Consider the following 18,699-nt stretch of genomic DNA (forward strand, 5'->3'; position numbering starts at 1 on the left):
CGCCAGCCCGGCCAGGCGCAAGAACCGCCCCCGTCCCATCCCCTCCGCAGACCCGGCCCGCGGCTGCCTCTCGCTCTCGGCGCCCAGGGCGCGCAGCAGCCGCGCCGTGCGGCGCGGCCCGAGCCGGAAGGCCAGGCGCACGCCCATCGGCCAGCCTGTCCAGGCGCGTACGGCCGCATTCCCTCCCGCCACCCGGATCAGGGTGGGCACGTGCTTCAACCGCGACCCGAAGGCGTGGGTGCGCCAGCCCTGGACGGACGGATCGTCCAGCGGCATGACGTCGAGCCGGCCACCCCCGTAGTCCTTGACCTCCTCGGCCATGGCCCTGCACCGGCAGCACGAGGAATCGAATGCGAGAACCCAGCGAACGGTGGCCATGGCCTACCCCCGTAGTTGACTGTTTGCCACTTCTGTCACCAACAGTCCTGGACAGGAAAGCACACTCGCAAACGGCGCACAGGAGCACACACGGGGCAATCCGGCTACGCCGTCACACCCTCTGCTTCTTGAGCGTCGATCAGCTCGTCCCAGTGGTCCCGCGTCCACTCGCACGCCGCGTCCAAGGGGCCCAGCAGCCCCTGGCCGAGCGGGGTCAGCGCGTACTCGACGCGCCGCTCCGGGCCCTCGTGCTCGGCCCGGCTGACGAAGCCGCTGCGCTCGAGGCCGCGCAGGGACTGGGTCAGGGACTTCGAGGTGATGCCGCGCAGCGGGACCTTGAGCTCGGAGAACCGGCGCGGGCCGTCCTCGAGGCAGCGCAGGATCAGCGAGGCCCACTTGTCCCCGACCTTGAACGGCACCAGCGGGGACGGGCAGACAGGGTCGAACATGTCCGCATCCAGGGGCGGCGGAGCGAGGGGCGGGGCGGGCGGCGGAGCGGGCTGAGACGAGGCCTGGTTCATGATCCGTACGGTAGGCCGGTACCCAATCGGTAACCACCCCTTTCTCTAGTGTCTGCCGCATGACGAACCACACGGAAATCAGCAAGGGCCGCATCATCGTCTTCGGTGCCGGCGGCCGGGTCGGACGGGCTGCGGTAGCGGAGGCTCGAAAGCGCGGGTACACGGTCACCGAAGCGGGTCGCGCGGACGGAGACGTCACCGCGCCGGCGGATGTGGCGCGGCTGGCGATGGGACACGACGCCGCTGTCGCCGCCGTTCACGACGGTGGACAAGCGCCGGGCGTGTTCTTCCCCGCGGTGGCCCGCGCCCTCGCAGCGGGCCTGCCGCAGGCGGGAGTCGGACGACTGGTGTCCGTCGGGCTGGCCTCCGTGCTGCCGACGGAGACCGGACCGCTGTTGATGGACACCCCCGGATACCCGCAAGAGTGGCGGGAGTTCTACCTCGGCCACGGCGCCGGGACCGAAACCCTGCGGGCGGAAGCGCCGGACGGTCTGGACTGGGTAGTGCTCAGCCCGGCCGGAGACTTCGACCACGCGGGCGAACCGGCAGGGCATTACGCCATCGCTCCGGCTGACGCCTCTGCCCGCATCACGCACACCGACTTCGCACGAGCCCTGCTCGACGAGATCGAGGCGCCGTCGCTGCACCGTACGCATGCGGGGGTGACCGGGGCGTGATCACGAGCACGCTGGTGGTGCGCAGGATCAGGATCGCCGCATCCGGGGCAGCCCGTCACGTTGTGTTATCGTTACATGTTTGATCGGCCGGGCGGCGGACGGCGGTGTCCGTCCGGTTCCCCGGCCGTCGGCCGCTCATTCCTGCCGGGCCTTCCTCGGTACGTCGGTACGTTCTCCCACGCGGAAGGCTCTTCATGAACCACCCGGACCGCCCCGTCACCTCCCACGACGGCCTCGACCGGCCCAAGCCCCTCTCTCCGGCCTCTCCGGTCCCTCCGGTCCCTCCGGTCACCTCCTTCGCCGACCTGGAGCTGCCGGCAGCGGTCCTGCGGACGCTGACCGAGCGCGGCGTGCGCGAGCCGTTCCCGATCCAGGCGGCCACGCTGCCCAGCGCCCTCGCGGGACGCGACGTCCTGGGGCGGGGACGCACCGGGTCGGGCAAGACGCTCGCCTTCGGCCTGCCACTGCTCGCGCGGACGGCCGGCCGGCGTGCGGAACCGAAGCAGCCCCTCGCTCTGGTCCTCGTGCCCACCCGCGAGCTGGCCCAGCAGGTCGCCGAAGCACTCGCGCCGTACGCCGGCGCGCTCCGGCTGCGGATGGCCACGGTCGTCGGTGGCGTGTCGATCGGTCGGCAGGCCGCTACGTTGCGTGACGGGGCCGAGGTCGTCGTCGCCACGCCCGGTCGTCTGCACGACCTCGTCGAGCGCAAGGCCTGCCACCTGGGGCGGGTACGGATCACCGTCCTCGACGAGGCCGACCAGATGTGCGACATGGGCTTCCTGCCGCAGGTCACCGAGGTGCTCGACCAGGTGCACCGCGACGGCCAGCGGATGCTGTTCTCGGCCACCTTGGACCGCGACGTCGACAGCCTGGTCCGCCGCTACCTCAACGACCCCGTCGTCCACTCGGTCGACCCGTCCGCGGGCGCGGTCACGACGATGGACCACCACGTGCTGGTCGTCCACGGCCCCGACCGGTACGCCGTCACCACGGAGATCGCCGCCCGCGACGGCCGCGTGCTGCTGTTCCTGGACACCAAGCACGCGGTCGACCAGCTCACCCGGCACCTGCGGGCCAGCGGTGTGCACGCGGCGGCCCTGCACAGCGGCAAATCCCAGCCGCAGCGCACCCGGACCCTCGCGCAGTTCAAGAACGGCGAGATCACCGTCCTGGTGGCGACCAATGTCGCGGCCCGCGGCCTGCACGTCGACGATCTCGATCTCGTCGTCAACGTCGACCCGCCCACCGACCCCAAGGACTACCTGCACCGCGCGGGCCGCACCGCCCGGGCCGGCGAGTCCGGCAGCGTCGTCACGCTGGTGCTGCCGGGCCAGCGCCGCGAAGTGAGCGGGCTGATGTCCGAGGCCGGTATCGAGCCGACGGTCACCAAGGTGCGCTCGGGCGAGGCGGAGCTGAGCCGGATCACCGGCGCCAAGGCGCCCTCCGGCACCCCGCTGGACGGCGGGCCCACCCCTCCCCGGGCCAAGAACACCAACGTCCCCTTCCGCGGCCTGGGCAGCACCAAGGACACCTCGCCCCGGGGTGGCGGCAAGTCCCGCAAGGCCACCGAAGCCCGCAAGCTCGCCGAGGCCCGCAAGGCCGCCCGGGTACGCCGCGGTAACTGAGCTCAGCACGCCGTGACGCGGCGGACGGCGCGACGGACGATTTCCACGAGCTCGTCTCTCGTCACGTCTGCCACCACGCGCCACCCGGGTCGGCCGGCCTCTGCGGCGAATTCCTCCAGGCTCCTGCTGCCGTGGTACTCGGCGAAGATATGCGGTCGATCTCGCGGGCCGTCTCGTCCGGCCGCCGCCGGCTCACCGGTGGCGGCAGCAGTTCCGGTCTCAGGTTCACGGCTCCGGCATCCTTTTTTCGTCCTCCCGCCCTTTCTCGGCGCACGGTTACGTAAGGGCTAGTACGTTCTCGATCGCTGTGCGGAGTTCCTCGTCCTGGAGGACGGCCTCGTAGCCGTCGTGCAACGACAGACGGCGGTCGGATGCCTTGGCCGCTTGAAGGGCGGCGCGTATCGCCGGCGTCGTGGCGCCGATCCGTGCGAGGGCGCGCAAGGCGTCACCGAGGACTCCGTAGCCTCCGTCGCCATGGCCGTCGGCGAACGGCAGTACGCACTTCTCCAACGCCGAGACGCTCGGTCCGGATTCGCCGGTGAGCGCCCACAGCGTGGCCGCGGCCTGCACGCGGTCCCACCCCGTGGCGCGGTCCATGACCTGCCGCACCCGGTCGGCGTACGGTGCGGCCGCACGGCCGAAGTCCGCCAGCAGTCCGACGGGGCAGAACGGGCCTTCTTCCTTCAGTATCTCGTCACCGAGGAACCGCAGGGTGGATGGGCCGTCGCCGCCGACACGCCAAGCGGCCCAGGCCACCTTGCGGTGGTTCGCCGGAACGTCGAGGACCGAGCAGCGGCGCAGGGCCGGCTCGGCGGAAGCGGCGGCAGGCCCCATTGCCGCCAGGGTCTCGGCGGCGTCCAGCGAGAAGCACAGGTCGTCCAGCAGCGCCACGACGTCCGGAAGGGCCGGCAACGACGCCTCGCCCCATGCCTCCAGGACCCGGAGGAAGGTGCGGGTCAGCAGACCGCTCACTTCGCCGTCCGCAGCGTGGTGGCGCATGGCGCCGAGCAGCGCCGGCATCAGCACGTCCGCGTGGCTCCGCAGGGGGACCAGGACATCGCCGAGGTCGGGGCGGCGGGGGTCGCCGACGGTCCAGCCACCCGAATACCCCTCCCGATAAGGCGCGTAGAACCGCTCGACCAGCCCCGGAAGCGCGCGCGGGTCACCGATGCGGGCCAGGGCCCATCGCGCGTACTCGCCGACGGTGCAATGGATGAACTCGTCCGTCCCCGGGTCGTCGAGGAGCGCGGCGAGCTGGTCGGCGTACGACGCCGAACGCGGGCCGAGCACCGCAAGGAGGTGCGCCGCTCTGAGCCGTACGCCGTCGTCCGTGGCGTCCACCAGCCCGCCTGCCACCGGCAGCAGTGCGGTCGCGGTGGAAGGCCTGTGCACCAGTAGCTCCCACGCCACGTCGAGCGCGGCGCGACACAGAGCCGCGTCCCCGGCGCGACGGGCCGCCTCCACCATCCGAGTCACGAACGAAGTGCCCGTCTGCGGGGTGTCGTAGAAGAGATCGGCCATCCGGGAGACGACGACGTCGCGTGACCACGACTCGTCCCCTCCCGGCGTATACCAGGCGGCTTCGAAGGCCGGCGGCGCGGCGGGATCGGACAGGGCCTCCACCAGCAGACCGACCTGCCGGGCCGGGACCTCCGGGTCCGTCCCCGCCCAGGCGTGCACGGCAGCAACCCTTACGGCGGGATGGCTGTCCTGCAGGGCGGCGGTGAGTACGGCCGACGTTTCGTGCAGCTCGTGCAGCTCATGCAGGCCCCGCAGTTCCTCCTGCGCCTCCTGCTGCGTGCGGGCAGCGGTGCGATCGGCAGGAGCAGCCTCAGCGGCGGCAGCGCCCAGGGCGAGCAGCAGCGGCACGCGCACCGCCGGGTCCGCCTCGGCCCGGCACAGCTCCGCCGGCGCGGCAACGCCGACCGCGAGGGGGATGGACGCCCGCCGTACCACCGGGTCCGGATCCGCATGCAGGGCTCGTATCGCGGGTTGGTGGCGCTGCCACGCCGCGGGCCACGCCGGGTCCGTCCGATGCGGTTCTGCTTTGACCGCGGCTCGGCGCAGCACCTCCAGCAAGTCGATGAGGGCCACCCGCGCGCCCATGCCCGGATCAGCGGCGAGCCCGACGACGAACGGCAGCGCAGCAGTCGCCGTCCGCGGCACCCGGCCGTCCCACGGCGCGAGGAGGTCGAACAGCGGGTCGCAGTCCTCTTCCGTCGCCTCCGCGCCCTTGCGCACGAGGTGCCGGAACACGCGAGCCACTTCCTCGCCGGCGGGCTCGGGGTCAGTAGCCCCGAGCTGGTCCCACGGCACCGAGTCCAGCGCCTCCCGCAGCTTCGGCCACGTCCCCGCCACACTCACCTCAAGTCCCTTAAACCCTGACAACCTGCAATTCGCGTGATCATCCTGCCATCGGCGGGGCCTGCCCGGGCACACCGGGTGCACCCGTGCCGCTCCTCCCAAAGGCGACCCCAGCCTGCGGGGCCCGGCCCTCGGGAGCACCGGGACTCACGGCGCGTTCGAGGGAGTCGGTCAGCCACAGGTGGGACGCGCCGAGCGAAGCCGGGTCGCCGCCTGCTTCGGCTGCGAGCCGCCAGTACGCACGCATTCTCGGGTCGCGGTCAGCGGCTACGTAAGCCAGCAGCCGGCCTCTGAACCGGGGCGTGTCGCGGCCACCACGGGCCGCGGCGTGGGCGGCGACGAACCGGTCGAGTTCGGGGCCTCCGCGAGGCGGTTCGCCTGCCCGGACCCTGGGCGCGGCCAGGGCGCACGCCTCGCTGATCCCGTTCAGCAACTCGGCCTCGTCGGCGACGAGTTCGGCGTTGGCTCGCGCCATGGCCAGCAGGAGGCTCGTCAGTTCCCGGTCGCCGGCCAGGGCGACCAGCTCGGCGAAGGCGACCACCTGCGCCGGGGTCGGGTCGGTGGGCGGCTCGGGCACGGCCATGGTCACGAATGCGGTGAGCATCGCCTCGGACACCGGCACGACCATCGTGCGTCTCCAGAAGCCGGCCAGTGCGTCGTGGGCGGCTCCCCCGCCTTCCACGGCGGCCAGCAGCTCCAGCCTGGCGGCCCGGTCGGCCGGTCCGGCCTCCTCGACCGCGCGCAGCGAGGCCCGCCGCCAGGCCAGGTCCGCGAACCGTACGTCGAGCGCGGCCCGCTCGGCCGCGACGGCCTCGGCCAAGGAGCGCTCGCCGGCGAGCACACGCCTGATGGAGGGAAGGCCCAGCCCGAGCCCGCGCAGCCGCCTGACCAGGCGGAGCTGTTCCACAGCCGCCCTGTCGAACCTGCGGTGCCCGCCCGCACTGCGCACGGAGCCGACGATGCCCTCGTCGCAGTAGAAGCGGACGGTCCGCACCGGCACACCGGTCAGCCGTGCCAGGTCACCGATCCCGAGCGTCTGTTCACGCAAAGGCACTTGAACCTCCACCGGACTGGAGTTCCTACGGTACTGGCGTCACCCAGTGGGAGGAGCTTCGTGATGACGTCGATGCCGACGCCGTACACCGCACGGCTCGTGGAAGGCCTGCGGGAGCAGACCGGAGGGTTCGCCCGTGCAGTCGCCGGAAGGGATCCGGAGACTCCGGTGCCCACCTGCCCCGCCTGGTCGCTGCGCACGCTCGTCGGGCACGTCGGTCAAGAGCATCGGTGGGCAGCCGAACTCGTACGCAAGGGCGAGCAACTGCCTGCCCCTGACCCGCGGCAGGCCGATCCCGGCGCCCCGGACGCGTGGGCCCGGTGGTTGGGCGCGGGCGCGGAGGAGCTGGTCGGCGCGGTCGAGCAGGCCGGCGCGGATACCCTTGTGCGCACGTTCTTCGGGCCGCAGCCGGCGGTCTTCTGGCTGCGCAGGATGCTGAGCGACACCTGCGTCCACCACTACGATGCGGCTTTCGCAACGGACACCGCGTTCGAGGTCGCCGACGACCTGGCCGCCGACGTGATCAGCGAGAATCTGGACTTGCTGTCCGCACCGGCCTTCGAGAAGGTCAGGCCGACGGTGGCAGGGCTGCGCGGCCGGGGCGAACGGATCGGGTTCCGCCCGGATTCCGTGCAGGGCTGGGTGATCACCAGGGAGCCCGAGGTTCTGCGGTGGGAGCGCGGGCCCGTCGAGGCCGATGTGGTGGTGTCGGGTGCGGTGACGGATCTCTTGCTGGTGTTCTCCCGCCGCGTTCCGCCGGACGACGGCCGGGTGACCGTGGCCGGTGACCGCGCGCTGCTGGACCACTGGCTGACCCACACGGCGCTCTAGGCGAATCCGCTCCGCCACCGACCCCGGTACCCACACCAGCCCGATACCCACACCAGTACCGCCTACCCTGGCCGTATGGCTGAGACGCACACCTACGACGTAGCGATTGAAAGGACGGGCAACCTCGGTTCCGGTACGGATGGTTACCGTTCCTTCAGTCGCGCCCATGAAGTGCTGGCGACGGGAAAGACGCCCATCGCCGCCTCCTCCGACCCCGCCTTTCGCGGCGATCCGGCACGCTGGAACCCCGAGGAACTCCTCGTGGCCTCGGTCGCTCAGTGCCACATGCTCTGGTACCTCCACCTTTGCGCTGTCGGCGGGGTGACGGTCGTCGACTACGAAGACCGTGCTCGCGGGGTCATGACCATGGACGCGAACGGCGCAGGAGGAGGACGGATCACCGAGGTCGTGCTGCGCCCCGAAGTGACCGTCGCCCAGGCGTCGATGGTGGACAAGGCTCGTGCACTGCACGGCGACGTGCATGCGGTGTGCTTCATCGCTCGCTCGGTGAACTTCCCCGTCCGGCATGAGCCGGTCATCCACATCCAGTAAGCAAGGGAGAGCCCGGTACCCGGTAAAGGAGGCACCGGGTAAGAGCGGACGACGACACCTGCTCCGCGCGCGGTTCAGACTGCGCTCGGGAATCCCACGACGTGGTCCGGCGTGTCCACCCAGACGTGCTGGCCCCGGCCGTCGACGGTCAGGCCGAGGCGGCCGAGACCGGGCCGGCCCTGCTCCTGCCACCAGGCGTACGCGGTCTCGACCTCGTCCCACAACCGGCGGCCGCCGTACTGGTAAACCGTGGACGGCAGGCCGCCCGTGTGATCGTCCTCCCGGAACAGTACGCATGCCCAGGAGCGGTCGTCGCCGAGGCCGCACAGCCACACCGGCCGCCGGCCGCCCCGCGGCGCGTCGAAGACGACCGCGCAGTCCGGGACGAGGAGGCCGAGGGCGAACCGGGAGAGGTCCCAGTCGCCTGCGAGCGTCTCACCGAGGGTCAGCTTCGTCGTGCCCCGGTCGGCCTTCTCCCGGGACTCGGCGGTCACGTAGTCGGCGTACGAGGGAAGGTCCCGGCGCTGGGCGCGCAGGCTCATGAACTGCACCAGCGTCGTGAACGGCCCGCCGGCACTGCACCCGTCCTCGGCGACCGTGAGCGCCACCGTGGCTTCCGTGCGGGTGAAGCGGGTGCCCCACGGCGCCACGATCCGGCCTCCCGGCCGGCACTGCCGCAGCCAGGCGCCGGGGATCGTGCGCACGCCGCAAGTGGCGATCAACCGGTCGTACGGGGCCCTGGGCGGATGTCCTTGGAAGCCGTCGCCGTGGACCACCGTGACCGCCCCCAGGCCCTGCCGCTCCAGGGACGCGCGGGCGGTGTCGGCGAGATGCCGGTCCACCTCGACCGTGGTCACTGCCCCGGCGCCGAGGCGGCGGGCGAGGAGGCCGGCGTTCCAGCCCGTGCCGGTACCGACTTCCAATACCCGCTGCCCGGGACGTACGTCGAGGTCGGCGAGCATCGCGGCGACGACGGAGGGGGCGGACGCCGACGACGACGCCACCCGCCCCTGCTCCGGCCCCTGGTGCTCGCCGTCGTCCCACTGGGTCACCAGAGGATCGCCGGACTCGGCCGCCGCCCGCCACCGCTGCGGCTCCCGGGCCCGGTCGACGGCTTCGACGCGGCCGGTCGGGACGTGGTGCCGCCAGATGACGTCGGGCAGGAACCCGCTCCGGGGCAGGGCCTCGAACACCGGCGCCCACTCGGCGGTCAGCGTGCCGTCAGAGGCAAGGCCTGCGACCAGCTCCCGCCAGCCGCTCACTTGCCGTGCTTTCCGCCGCCCCCGGGGGAACCGCCGTCCGTTGTGGGCGGCTCCTTCGGGGGCGTCCAGGGCTGACCCGGCAACTTGTCGCCCTTGCCGCCCCCGTCGTCCTGCTTGTCGTGCCTTCCCATGCACGCCTCCTCGTCCGTCGGCAGCCGTTGCACCCATGCGCATTTGCACCCATGCGCATGTCACGTGAGGCGGACCACAGTAGGGGCGGGCTGCCGTGCGGGAAAGAGGGGCGGGCACGAGGCGCTGACGCGTCGTCCGCGCGCAGGGTGCCGCGGGACCGCCACCTCCCGGCCGCCCTTCGGCGGCTCGGATTACCGGGCGGAGACCTTGTGGACGGTGGTGTCGTCGGGGTCCAGCCGCCGCCCGTCCGCGGCCAGCACTTCCAGGGGGCGGAGGGGATGCCCCTGCCGGCGGTCGACCAACTGTGAGTGCGGTTCGCCCGGGGCGAAGAAATTCTGTTCTCCCCATTGCCTCAGTGCCACGATGACGGGGAAGAGCGCCTCGCCCTTCGGAGTCAGCACGTACTCGCGGTAGGCGCTGCCGTCCGACGCGGGGACGGATTCGAGGACACCGCCGGCGACCAGGGTCCGCAGACGCGCGGTGAGGATGTTCTTCGCCACGCCGAGGCTGCGCTGGAACTCCCCGAAGCGCCGGCTCCCGTCGAAGGCGTCCCGCACGATCAGCAGGGACCACCAGTCACCGATCGCGTCCACCGACCGGGCGACGGGACATTCACTGTCGTCGAAGCGCGTCCTGCTCACCATGACGTCCCTCACTCACTCGCACCGTGGTTGCAACATGCTACCAACGAGACTACCGTCAGCCCTTCCATCATCGGTTGCAAGATGAAACCAGAATCGGAATGGAGGGGTTGCTGATGCCCGGCAACGGTGGGGCCGCGACAGGGCGCCGGGAAGCCCGGAGCAGGGAAGGCGGCTCCGCGTTCGTCCTGTCCCGTCGCGTCGTCATACTGTTCGCCGTCGCCTGCGGGGCCTCGGTGGCCAACGTCTACTTCTCCCAGCCGCTCCTGGTGACCATGGGACAAGACCTCGCCATGGGCCCGGCACTCGTCGGCAGCGTGGTCACGCTCACGCACGTCGGATACGGGCTGGGGCTCTTCTTCCTCGTGCCGCTGGGCGACGTGGCCGACCGCAGACGGCTCATCGTGGTCCAGTTACTGTTGCTGGTGGTGGCACTGTCCGTGGTGGCCGCCGCCCGCACGGCGGCGATCCTGCTCGTGGGCATGGCCGCAACCGGGCTTCTTGCTGTCGTCACGCAGACGTTGGTGGCCTTCGCCGCCTCACTGGCCCCTCCCGCCGGACGCGGACGAGTCGTCGGCCCGGTCACCAGCGGCGTGGTCGTCGGAATCCTGCTCGCCCGCACCGCATCGGGCCTTATGGCCGATCTCGCGGGCTGGCGCTCGGTCTACCTCGCCTCGGCGTCGCTCATCACTCTGCTCGCCCTCGTGCTGTACCGAGTACTGCCGCGCCGCAGTGCCGCTCCGCCGACGCCCCTGCGCTACGGACAGCTCCTGCGTTCCACGATCACCTTCTTCGTACGGGAGCCAGTGCTGCGGCTCCGGGCCCTGTTCGGCCTGCTGGTCTTCGCCGCCTTCAGCACCCTGTGGAGCAGCGTGGCCCTGCCGCTCAGCGAGGCCCCGTACCTCCTGTCCCACAGCGCGATCGGGGCGCTGGGGCTGGTGGGAGTCGCGGGCGCCCTGGCGGCAACCGTGGCGGGCCGCCTCAACGACCGCGGGCGCTCCGGGTGGACCACCGGCATCGCCCTGGCACTGCTCGCCGCCTCATGGCTCCCCTTGGCCTTCACTCGCAGCTCGCTCTGGGCCCTGTTCGCCGGGGTGATCCTTCTCGACCTCGCCGTGCAGGCGGTCCACGTCACCAACCAGACCCTGATCTACGCACTGCACCCGGACGCCGGCAGCCGGCTGATCGGCGGATACATGGTCTTCTACTCGATCGGCAGCGGCACCGGCGCCCTCGCGGCGACCTCCCTCTACACGGTGGCCGGCTGGGGCGCCGTCTGCGCGCTGGGTGCCGCGTTCAGCTGCCTCGGGCTGGTGTTGTGGGCGTTCACACGGCCCAGTCCACGGTGACCTTCCGCGCAGTACGTAACCGGGCCGAAAGACGGTCGGAGCACTCGCACCGCGGCGGCGGCCCGCAAGGCCGTCTGCCCTACGGCTACGGTGCGGCGGGCACCGAACCGACGAGGCCACCGTCGACGACCAGGTCCTGGCCCGTGATGTACGAGGCGTCGTCCGATGCCAGGAAGGCCACGGCCGCCGCGACGTCGTCGGGGTGGCCGAGGGTTCCGAGGGGTACTTCGGCGGCGTTGCGGGCCTCGGCGTCCGGATCGTCGGCGGCAGCGGCCCGGTACATCTCCGTGTCGATGTAGCCGGGGCTGACGGAGTTGACCCGGATACCGCGCGGCGCCAGCTCCGCGCCCAGCGTACGCGCGAGGTTGTGCACGGCGGCCTTGCCGGCGGAGTAGACGGAGGCGACGGACAAGCCGCGGTGCAGTGTCCAGGAAGCGTTGATGACGACGGCTCCGCCGTCCCGCATCAGCGGCAGGGCCTTCTGGATCGTGAAGAACACCCCCTTGAAATTGACGTCGACGGTGTGGTCGAAGTCGGCTTCGGTGATCTCGGCGCCCGGTTTGAACACCCCTACGCCCGCGTTGGCGAAGACCGCCGAGAGGCTGCCACGCCAGGTCTCGATCCGCCGCATCAGGGCATCGAGGTCGGCGGGCCGGGCCACGTCGGCGCACACGGCCAGGACCCGGTCGGGCCCGGCGTCCAGGCGGGCGACGGCGCTGTCCAGCCGGGACCGGTCGCGTCCGGTGATGACGACGTACGCGCCTTCGTCGAGGAGGCGGCGGGCGGCGGCGAGGCCCATGCCGCTGGACCCGCCGGTGATGAGGACCGTCTTGTTCGTGAATCGCTTCATGACAGCGATCCTTGTCGGGGGCGCGAGGGAGTGACAGTGTCGGCTGAGCCTGGGTCTGTCACCACCACCTTCCGCGGCGGGCCCCTTGGCCCTCAGCTCACCCCCACGGACTCCCGGTCCGTCAGCGCGCCCAGCCGTCCTTCGGTTTCGCCACCGGGCTCCGGGGTGTGGAGCACGATCCGATGCCCCGGCAGGTCCGGGAGCGGCAGGGTCGTGTAGTCGAAGACGAGTTGTCCGGCATCGGGATGGTTGAGGACCTTGCGCCCCTCGGTCGCGCCGCCGATCCCGTGCTCCGCCCAGATGTCCGCGAAGGCGGCACTTGCCGCGCACATGTCCTCGGCCAGCCTGCCGAACTCGGGATCGTCCGGGTACCGGGCGGCGTCCGCCCTGAACCGGCCGACGATCGCGCGGGCCCCGTCCTCCCAGTCACAGATCGCTGACCGGTAGCGGGCGTTGGTGAAGTAGCTCACGAGGCAGTTGTAGTCGCTCTCGTCGTAGCCGAACACCAGGCGGGCCGCACGATTGACGGCGACCAGGTTCCAGTGCCGGTCGATGACGTACGCGGGCCGCGGCATCCAGCCGTCGATCACCCGCCGCAGTCCGGGAGTGACCTGACGGTTCGCCGGGGGTGCCTGCGGCGGGTTCAGACCGGCCAGCAGGTACAAGTGCTCGCGCTCGGCAGGGCCGAGCCGCAGGACGCGCGCGATGCTGTCCAGTACGTCTTCCGACACGTTGATCTCGCGCCCCTGCTCGAGCCAGGTGTACCAGGACACTCCGACCCCGGCGAGCACCGCCACCTCCTCACGGCGCAGCCCCGGCGTCCGCCGTCCGCCACCGGCCGGCATCCCGACGTCTTCAGGGGTCAGCCGGGCCCGCCGTGACCGCAGGAACCCGCGCATCTCGGAGCTGCGTCGCCGTCGGGCCTCTACGGAAAGCCGGGAGATGTCCATGGCGCCATGCTAGGCAGCCGCGTGGGCCTCGTTGACGGTCGCACCCCTCAAGGAAACCCGCGCTGCCGCCGGCCCGGGGCGCTGTGTGGCGTGCGGTCACCGGTTTCGCCGGCTGGACGGACGCCGTCGACTTCGCCCACGTCAACCCGCCTCAGGGCGCGGGCGAGTCCGTGGCCGGCCACAACGCCGACGGAGCGGTGAACGGCGCCTACTTCTTCTGACGGCACGCCCCGAACGAGGACGCCGCCGGTCCCGCGGCCAGGGGATCGGCGGTGGCGCGCCGGCCGGCGGTGGCGCCGTTTCAGCCACGCGGGCGCGCAATGGCGCACGAGGCAGTGTTGCCCGGCGGAGGCGCTTCGGTTCGACTGCTCGGTATGGCGCCCAGAGAACTGGTCCTGATGACCGATCACAGCTCGACCGAAGGCAGCCGGGAGATGCTCGTTACCGCAGCACGCACCCTCACGGGCCGGGATCCGGTCCAGATGGACGCGCGGCACTTCATGACCGGCGGGAACGGCCGCATCACAGCGGACGGTGACGGGCTGCTCCTGGAAGCCGGCCAGCTGACGGTGACGACGGACACCGTGCTGGTCTACGAGATTCCCCCGCACCGGCGCCGGCACTTCGAGGACTGCCAGCGCCTGCTGCGCGCCCACGGCGCCCGGTCACTGGGCACCGACGGGCAGGCCTGGCGGGCGGCGACCGAGAAGGACCGCACCACCGAATGCTTCGTTCGCGACGGCATAGCGCACATGCCCACCGTCGCGTTCTCGCGCCCCACCGCGAACGAGGCCGCCGAGGCGTTCGACCGCCTCGGCCGTGACGTATGGGCCCGGCCGACCATCGGCATGGGCGGCCACGACGTCTTCCACATCACCACCCACCCCCAGCTCACCGCCGCCGCACGCCATTACGCCACCGCCGGCGAGGACTGGCTGATCTCCCGCGACGCCGCCAACTTCCTTCCGGACGGACGGCGCCACCAGTACCGGGTCGTGGTCCTCGGCGGGCGCGTGCTGCGGGCGGTCGAGCACATCCAGCCGGACCCCGACGCGCCCTGCAACGAGAGCCGGGGCGCCGTCTCCACCCTCCTCCACGAGGAGGACCTGCCGACCGGACTGGCCGAGCTCGCGATATCCGCGACCAAGTCGCTCGGTCTGCCGTTCGCGGGAGTGGACCTGGCCGCCGAAAGCGGCGGCGTGGTCTTCGAAGTCAACGTCCACCCGATGTTCGGCACCGTCCGCGGCCTGGAAACCGTCGCCATGCCCTACACCGCAGCCCACCTCCAGCCGGCCTGACCCTCACTCCGTTCAGGTGCGTTCCGCGGCCCTCGCGTCCGTAACCGTCGTTCCTTGGGCGGGGCCGTCGGTGGCGGAGGAGCGGGCATGAAGCGCTCCGGAGCCGGGATGAGTTGAACCCTCGGTCACCAGCTGTGGCTTGGGCCCCCTCAGGACTTTGAGGGGTTTACCACCAACTCCTCACCCGTTCAGTTGATTTCGCCTCTTTGAGTGAAGTCGTCTGCCTCCGCACGTGGTTACTGTGGTTGCTCTCACGTCTGCGACTCGGGGGTGCGGCAGGGTGAACGCGGAGCGGCGGCGTCCGGTCGAGGGGAGGACGGTGTGGTGGAAGGCGGCCCTCGTCGCCCTCCCCGCGCTGACAGCAGTGGCGGCCATGGGCATCGCGATGTCGGAGGGGGTGCTGGCGGCGTCCTTCGCCGTATCGGGCTCGGCGTTCCAGGTGTCATCGGGACAGCTGTCGAGCCAGGGCCTCGCCTCGGTCGTCGGGGTCGACCGGTCCGTCGACGGCACGGGGCGGCCCGTCGCCCTGCTCGGTATCGCCGACGCCGAACTGTCGGACCTCTGCCAAGCCGCCCAGGTCAAGACACCGCTGGGCAATGTCGTGTTCAAGCTCAGGGCAGGTGGCGCAGCGGGCAGCGTCGAGGTGCGTCAGCTGGTGCTCCACACAGCCGACCTCGCCGGTGACGCAACGTTCGAAGGGATCCGGCTCGGCCAGGACGCATCCACCCTGGACCAGGTGCCGGGGCTCCAGGGCGAGCCGGGACAGTTCGGGCTGCAGGCCGACGGCGTGTCGGTCAGCGGCGTGCGCTCGCACGCCTGGTCGGCCACCGGGGGCAACTTCCGGCTCAAGGGGCTCAAGCTCGACGTGGCCCTGGACGGCTCGGCGTGCTTCTGACGAAGCGATCGGCGAGATGGCGCCGCACGCGCCCCTTCTGGGCCGGAGTGCTGTTACTCCTCGGCGGGGCCGAGCTGATGGCCGTGCCGCTCGCCCCGTGGTCGGTGGCCTTGAGCCTGGGGGTCGGGGCGATCGCCGCCTTCGCCATCGGTGCGGCCCTGATGGCGGCCGGGCTGTTCCTGTGGTTCCTGCCGCATGCCCGCCACTACGTCTCGGTCCACGCCGTGATCCTGTCTGTGGCCTCCTTCGCGGCCAGCAACCTGGGTGGATTCCTCGTAGGGATGCTGCTCGGGATCGCGGGCGGCGCGATGGGGTTCGCCTGGACGCCTGCGGCGCCGGAGGGCTCCGCCGGCTTCGCGAACCGGGCGCCCGGTCCCGTACCGGCGGATCCGGCACCGGATCCGGCGCCGGGGCCGGGGCCGGCGCCGGCGAAGGAGGTGCCTTGGAGGAGGAGGCCGTCCCCGCCCAAGGCCCTCGCGGCTGCGCTACCGGCCCTCCTCATCGCAGCGACGGCCGCCCCCGGGGAGCGGCCGCAACAGGAACCCGGGGTCGCGCAAGTCGCCCGCACGCCCCCGACGGTGACGACGACCCGCTTCTCCCCCGCAGGCCTCACCATCGCCGAAGTCACACGCGTTCCCACCCTCACCGGTCCCCGGAGAGTCATGGTGCTGCACATGCGGGCGGCGTCCCTCTCCCACTACCGGCTACGCACCGCCGACGGAAGCGCCGACCTCCTCCTCGGGGCAGAAGAGCTGCGCCTGCAGGGTGACGTCAGGCTCTACCTCACCCGGTTCAGCGGCTGCGTCCAGGGCCTGGTGTGCCTGACCTTCAGCCCGGACACGCTGCCCGTGCCTCCGCTGTCACCGCCGTTCGTCTTCATCACCGACGTCACGGCCGAACAGGCCTTCATCACCAGTGACTTCCTTACCGCCGACGGCTTGGCCCTGTCCGCGGTCACGTGACAGGCGGCAGCTCGGCGGAAGGAAGGATCAGAGCGTCCTGCATCCGGGACGTTCCCTTGCTCCGCGTCGACCACGGCCCGCTTCGTGATCACGGACTCAATAGGTGAGGGCCCCGGATTCGAGGCCCCGGTACGGCTTGACCAGTATCTCGCGTCGGCCGAGATACTCGTAGGTGTTCCTGCCGAAGATCCACTCCTGGTGGCTGTTGGGGCCGGTGTGCGCGACGGCGATTCCGGCCGGGTCGGTCGCGTCGGCGGCCCCGTCCATGAGGGCGACACCGGGGATCCTGGCAGCCGCCTCGAACAGCGCGGCGCTGCCCTCCGGCGTCGAACGCCAGACCTCGCGCGAGTACGCGCCCCAGGCTCGGCTGCCGCGCCGCCGTACCCGAGGCGTCCGAGGCACCCGAGCCGTCCGGGGCGACGATCACGGCTACGGCGGCCGGGAGCGCGATCCAGGCCGTACGGCGCGTACGAGAGCGCGGCACGCACGGAGCGGTCCGGTGCGTCTCGGCCCACAGGATAGGCAAGCCCCAGCTGACGGGCCGACAAGCCAGTCATGCGCGGACCTTGGACGTTGAGGTAGCGTCCGGCGAGGAGGGAGGGGAAGGACAGGGATGAGTTTCCGGCTGGCGGCGTACGCCGTGTGCATCGAGGACGGGCGGGTGTTGCTCGCCCGACACGTACCGCTGAAGGGCGAGACCAACTGGACTCTTCCAGGCGGCAGGGTCGAGCAAGCGGAGGATCCGTTCGATGCAGTGATCCGAGAGGTCGCTGAGGAGACCGGCTGCAGCGCGGTGGTCGAACGCCTGCTGGGAGTGGACTCAAGGATCATCCCCGCGGCCGAACGCATCGTCCCCGGCGGACCGGAGCACCAGAACGTCGGCATCTTCTACAAGGTCCGCATCACCGGCGGTCAACTCCGGCCTGAGCCGAACGGCGACATCGCAGAATCTGCCTGGACCCCGATCCCCGATGTCGCCGGCCTGCGCCGCTCATCGCTGGTCGACGTCGGCCTCGCCCTGGCGCAGACCCTTCCGGCAACCGGCCACGTCGCTCCCGTACCTGTCGGCGGCCTGATCCAGCACTGAGGCAACCACCAAGAGCTACCCGGTCGGCTTGACGGTCACCTGGCTCGGGGTCACGCTGCGCGCAGGCCTGGGCCACTGAACGCCCCTGCCCCTGCCCCTGCCGCAACGGTCCGGCCGGCAAGCGTGTTCGCCTCTTCGCAGCGGTCTTGCGCCCGGAGATCAACCTGCCCGCAGCCGTGCTCGGCATAGGAACGACCTGAGAACCACATTTCAGCGTCAGTCAGACACGTAGGCGCCCAATACGCGAGCTGAGCGCAGCGCCCCGGGCCCGCCGGGGGCGCTACGCTCGGACGCGTGACCGATTCTCCGGGCGAATCCCCCGCCGAGTCCACCGCCGACGGGGACATCGACGTACCGCGCTGGATGCGCGTGGTGTCAGTGACTGCTGACGTGCTCCTCAGCCTCCTGCAGTCCGGAGGTCGAAGCGGACGTTCCAGTGGCGGCAGCGACGGTGGCGACGACTAGGGGCTGTCCGGCGGATCACGTGACCTCGCCGCCCTCGGATCGTTGGCGTGCCCATGGGGCGGGGAGATCTGACGGCCGATGAGTGGGCCCAGCTGAAGCGGCATCTGCCGACGTCCGGCCAGTGCGGCGGGCGTTGGGAGCCATCGCAGAGTGATCAACGGGATTCCCTTCCGGCAGCGTACCGGGGTTCCGTGGCGTGATCTGCCGACGCGTTTCGGCGCACGCCCCGGCAGCACCGCCCCGACGAGGGGCTCGGACGCTTCCGGGGCGGCCTCACCTGCAAGATCCACCTCGCCGGGAAGGTGGCCGCCGTCCCCTCGCTCTGCTGATCACACCGGGCCAGTGAGGCGATGCCCCGCAGCTCATCCCGGTCATGGAGCGCATCCGCGTCGGCCGTGCGGGCGGCGGACACCCGCGCACCCGGCCCGGCCATCTCGGTGGCGATAAGGCGTACTCGTCCCGAAGAAACCGCCGCTACCTGCGAAGACGTCAGATCAAGCACGCCCTCCCCGAACCGAAGAACCAGCGGGCCAACCGGCAAGCCCGCGGCAGCAGGGGTGGCCGACCCGCCGGCTTCGACAAGGCGATCTACAAGGGCAGGAACGAAGTGGAGCGGACGATCAACGCTCTGAAGAACTTCCGGGCTGTGGCGATGAGGTTCGACAAGCGCGCCTACGTCTACCACGGCACCGTCACCGTGGCCTCGATCCGGCTGTGACTCCGCCCGTAACCTGCTGAGCTACTGATCGAGGTCCAGATCGAACCAGATCCGGTGCGTGCCGTCGGGGTCGATCGCGATGCCTCCG

The 18,699-nt window shown here is 71.3% G+C and carries 21 protein-coding genes and 1 pseudogene; 12 read left to right on the top strand and 10 right to left on the bottom strand.

Going from position 1 to position 18,699, the window contains the following annotated elements; translation table 11 throughout:
* Together ACSNOG_RS25975 and ACSNOG_RS25980 are read right to left on the bottom strand one after the other, a co-directional pair.
* Positions 1–321, bottom strand: a 321-nt coding sequence (locus tag ACSNOG_RS25975) for a hypothetical protein (protein ID WP_436755130.1), incomplete at its 3' end; no start/stop codon positions are given.
* Between the two features lie 161 nt (positions 322–482).
* Entirely contained in the window at positions 483–899 is a 417-nt protein-coding gene (locus ACSNOG_RS25980) for a winged helix-turn-helix transcriptional regulator (protein ID WP_436755131.1), read from the bottom strand.
* Between the two features lie 59 nt (positions 900–958).
* Between ACSNOG_RS25980 and ACSNOG_RS25985 the strand changes: the two genes are divergently transcribed.
* Positions 959–1,576, top strand: coding sequence for an NAD(P)-dependent oxidoreductase (locus ACSNOG_RS25985; protein ID WP_436755132.1), 618 nt, complete (start codon positions 959–961; stop codon positions 1,574–1,576).
* Positions 1,577–1,770: 194 nt separating this feature from the next.
* A complete protein-coding gene (locus tag ACSNOG_RS25990) occupies positions 1,771–3,201 on the top strand; it encodes a DEAD/DEAH box helicase (protein WP_436755133.1) in 1,431 nt (476 codons plus the stop codon).
* Between the two features lie 276 nt (positions 3,202–3,477).
* Here ACSNOG_RS25990 and ACSNOG_RS25995 read toward each other — a convergent pair whose 3' ends face one another.
* Positions 3,478–5,565: a hypothetical protein gene (locus tag ACSNOG_RS25995; protein WP_436755134.1), complete on the bottom strand. Its 2,088-nt coding sequence runs from the start codon at positions 5,563–5,565 to the stop codon at positions 3,478–3,480.
* A gap of 40 nt (positions 5,566–5,605) precedes the next feature.
* Positions 5,606–6,619, bottom strand: a complete 1,014-nt coding sequence (locus ACSNOG_RS26000) for a MerR family transcriptional regulator (protein ID WP_436755135.1) — start codon at positions 6,617–6,619, stop codon at positions 5,606–5,608.
* 63 nt (positions 6,620–6,682) lie between these two features.
* On the opposite strand from ACSNOG_RS26000, the gene ACSNOG_RS26005 reads away from it, so the two are divergent.
* Positions 6,683–7,450, top strand: coding sequence for a maleylpyruvate isomerase family mycothiol-dependent enzyme (locus ACSNOG_RS26005; protein WP_436755136.1), 768 nt, complete (start codon positions 6,683–6,685; stop codon positions 7,448–7,450).
* Between the two features lie 75 nt (positions 7,451–7,525).
* Positions 7,526–8,002: an OsmC family protein gene (locus ACSNOG_RS26010; protein ID WP_436755137.1), complete on the top strand. Its 477-nt coding sequence runs from the start codon at positions 7,526–7,528 to the stop codon at positions 8,000–8,002.
* 74 nt (positions 8,003–8,076) lie between these two features.
* Here the strand turns inward: ACSNOG_RS26010 and ACSNOG_RS26015 are convergent, their stop codons facing one another.
* The 3 genes from ACSNOG_RS26015 to ACSNOG_RS26025 all read right to left on the bottom strand — a co-directional run bounded on the left by ACSNOG_RS26015 (position 8,077) and on the right by ACSNOG_RS26025 (position 10,040).
* Positions 8,077–9,264, bottom strand: a complete 1,188-nt coding sequence (locus ACSNOG_RS26015; protein WP_436755138.1) for a methyltransferase domain-containing protein — start codon at positions 9,262–9,264, stop codon at positions 8,077–8,079.
* Positions 9,261–9,395: a hypothetical protein gene (locus ACSNOG_RS26020; RefSeq protein WP_436755139.1), complete on the bottom strand. Its 135-nt coding sequence runs from the start codon at positions 9,393–9,395 to the stop codon at positions 9,261–9,263. Before ACSNOG_RS26020 ends, ACSNOG_RS26015 begins: the two co-directional genes overlap by 4 nt.
* Before the next feature lie 192 nt (positions 9,396–9,587).
* Positions 9,588–10,040: a winged helix-turn-helix transcriptional regulator gene (locus ACSNOG_RS26025; RefSeq protein WP_436755140.1), complete on the bottom strand. Its 453-nt coding sequence runs from the start codon at positions 10,038–10,040 to the stop codon at positions 9,588–9,590.
* Positions 10,041–10,153: 113 nt separating this feature from the next.
* Between ACSNOG_RS26025 and ACSNOG_RS26030 the strand changes: the two genes are divergently transcribed.
* A complete protein-coding gene (locus ACSNOG_RS26030; RefSeq protein WP_436755141.1) occupies positions 10,154–11,386 on the top strand; it encodes an MFS transporter in 1,233 nt (410 codons plus the stop codon).
* A gap of 85 nt (positions 11,387–11,471) precedes the next feature.
* Here ACSNOG_RS26030 and ACSNOG_RS26035 read toward each other — a convergent pair whose 3' ends face one another.
* Both ACSNOG_RS26035 and ACSNOG_RS26040 read right to left on the bottom strand, forming a co-directional pair.
* On the bottom strand, positions 11,472–12,236 hold the full coding sequence (locus ACSNOG_RS26035) for an SDR family NAD(P)-dependent oxidoreductase (RefSeq protein WP_436755142.1): 765 nt from the start codon (positions 12,234–12,236) through the stop codon (positions 11,472–11,474).
* 92 nt (positions 12,237–12,328) lie between these two features.
* A complete protein-coding gene (locus ACSNOG_RS26040) occupies positions 12,329–13,186 on the bottom strand; it encodes a helix-turn-helix transcriptional regulator (protein WP_436755143.1) in 858 nt (285 codons plus the stop codon).
* 83 nt (positions 13,187–13,269) lie between these two features.
* Here ACSNOG_RS26040 and ACSNOG_RS26045 point away from each other — a divergent pair, with 83 nt between their 5' ends.
* From ACSNOG_RS26045 to ACSNOG_RS26060, 4 genes are all read left to right on the top strand, one after another.
* Positions 13,270–13,407, top strand: coding sequence for a hypothetical protein (locus ACSNOG_RS26045; RefSeq protein ID WP_436755144.1), 138 nt, complete (start codon positions 13,270–13,272; stop codon positions 13,405–13,407).
* A gap of 153 nt (positions 13,408–13,560) precedes the next feature.
* Complete coding sequence (locus tag ACSNOG_RS26050; protein WP_436755145.1) at positions 13,561–14,484, top strand: ATP-grasp domain-containing protein; 924 nt, start codon at positions 13,561–13,563, stop codon at positions 14,482–14,484.
* 280 nt (positions 14,485–14,764) lie between these two features.
* Positions 14,765–15,379, top strand: coding sequence for a DUF6230 family protein (locus tag ACSNOG_RS26055; RefSeq protein ID WP_436755146.1), 615 nt, complete (start codon positions 14,765–14,767; stop codon positions 15,377–15,379).
* Positions 15,380–15,426: 47 nt separating this feature from the next.
* Entirely contained in the window at positions 15,427–16,341 is a 915-nt protein-coding gene (locus ACSNOG_RS26060) for a DUF6114 domain-containing protein (RefSeq protein ID WP_436755147.1), read from the top strand.
* A 96-nt stretch (positions 16,342–16,437) separates the two neighbouring features.
* Here ACSNOG_RS26060 and ACSNOG_RS26065 read toward each other — a convergent pair whose 3' ends face one another.
* Positions 16,438–16,743: a hypothetical protein gene (locus tag ACSNOG_RS26065; protein ID WP_436755148.1), complete on the bottom strand. Its 306-nt coding sequence runs from the start codon at positions 16,741–16,743 to the stop codon at positions 16,438–16,440.
* A gap of 211 nt (positions 16,744–16,954) precedes the next feature.
* On the opposite strand from ACSNOG_RS26065, the gene ACSNOG_RS26070 reads away from it, so the two are divergent.
* The 3 genes and pseudogenes from ACSNOG_RS26070 (at position 16,955) to ACSNOG_RS26080 (ending at position 18,611) form a co-directional block, all read left to right on the top strand.
* Positions 16,955–17,428 carry an NUDIX hydrolase gene (locus ACSNOG_RS26070; protein WP_436755149.1) on the top strand — a complete coding sequence of 158 codons (474 nt, stop codon included), beginning with the start codon at positions 16,955–16,957 and terminating at the stop codon, positions 17,426–17,428.
* Between the two features lie 294 nt (positions 17,429–17,722).
* On the top strand, positions 17,723–17,893 hold the full coding sequence (locus tag ACSNOG_RS26075) for a hypothetical protein (protein ID WP_436755150.1): 171 nt from the start codon (positions 17,723–17,725) through the stop codon (positions 17,891–17,893).
* A 53-nt stretch (positions 17,894–17,946) separates the two neighbouring features.
* Positions 17,947–18,611 (top strand): annotated as a pseudogene (locus tag ACSNOG_RS26080) (IS5 family transposase).
* Positions 18,612–18,699 lie beyond the last annotated feature (88 nt).

This window comes from Streptomyces sp. URMC 124 (assembly GCF_051386455.1).
Taxonomy (GTDB): domain Bacteria; phylum Actinomycetota; class Actinomycetes; order Streptomycetales; family Streptomycetaceae; genus Streptomyces.

Coding starts and splice junctions, on each gene's coding strand:
- ACSNOG_RS25980 (WP_436755131.1), bottom strand. CDS start 899: ATGAACCAGGCCTCGTCTCAGCCCGCTCCGCCGCCCGCCCCGCCCCTC.
- ACSNOG_RS25985 (WP_436755132.1), top strand. CDS start 959: ATGACGAACCACACGGAAATCAGCAAGGGCCGCATCATCGTCTTCGGT.
- ACSNOG_RS25990 (WP_436755133.1), top strand. CDS start 1,771: ATGAACCACCCGGACCGCCCCGTCACCTCCCACGACGGCCTCGACCGG.
- ACSNOG_RS26005 (WP_436755136.1), top strand. CDS start 6,683: ATGACGTCGATGCCGACGCCGTACACCGCACGGCTCGTGGAAGGCCTG.
- ACSNOG_RS26010 (WP_436755137.1), top strand. CDS start 7,526: ATGGCTGAGACGCACACCTACGACGTAGCGATTGAAAGGACGGGCAAC.
- ACSNOG_RS26020 (WP_436755139.1), bottom strand. CDS start 9,395: ATGGGAAGGCACGACAAGCAGGACGACGGGGGCGGCAAGGGCGACAAG.
- ACSNOG_RS26025 (WP_436755140.1), bottom strand. CDS start 10,040: ATGGTGAGCAGGACGCGCTTCGACGACAGTGAATGTCCCGTCGCCCGG.
- ACSNOG_RS26030 (WP_436755141.1), top strand. CDS start 10,154: ATGCCCGGCAACGGTGGGGCCGCGACAGGGCGCCGGGAAGCCCGGAGC.
- ACSNOG_RS26035 (WP_436755142.1), bottom strand. CDS start 12,236: ATGAAGCGATTCACGAACAAGACGGTCCTCATCACCGGCGGGTCCAGC.
- ACSNOG_RS26040 (WP_436755143.1), bottom strand. CDS start 13,186: ATGGACATCTCCCGGCTTTCCGTAGAGGCCCGACGGCGACGCAGCTCC.
- ACSNOG_RS26050 (WP_436755145.1), top strand. CDS start 13,561: ATGGCGCCCAGAGAACTGGTCCTGATGACCGATCACAGCTCGACCGAA.
- ACSNOG_RS26070 (WP_436755149.1), top strand. CDS start 16,955: ATGAGTTTCCGGCTGGCGGCGTACGCCGTGTGCATCGAGGACGGGCGG.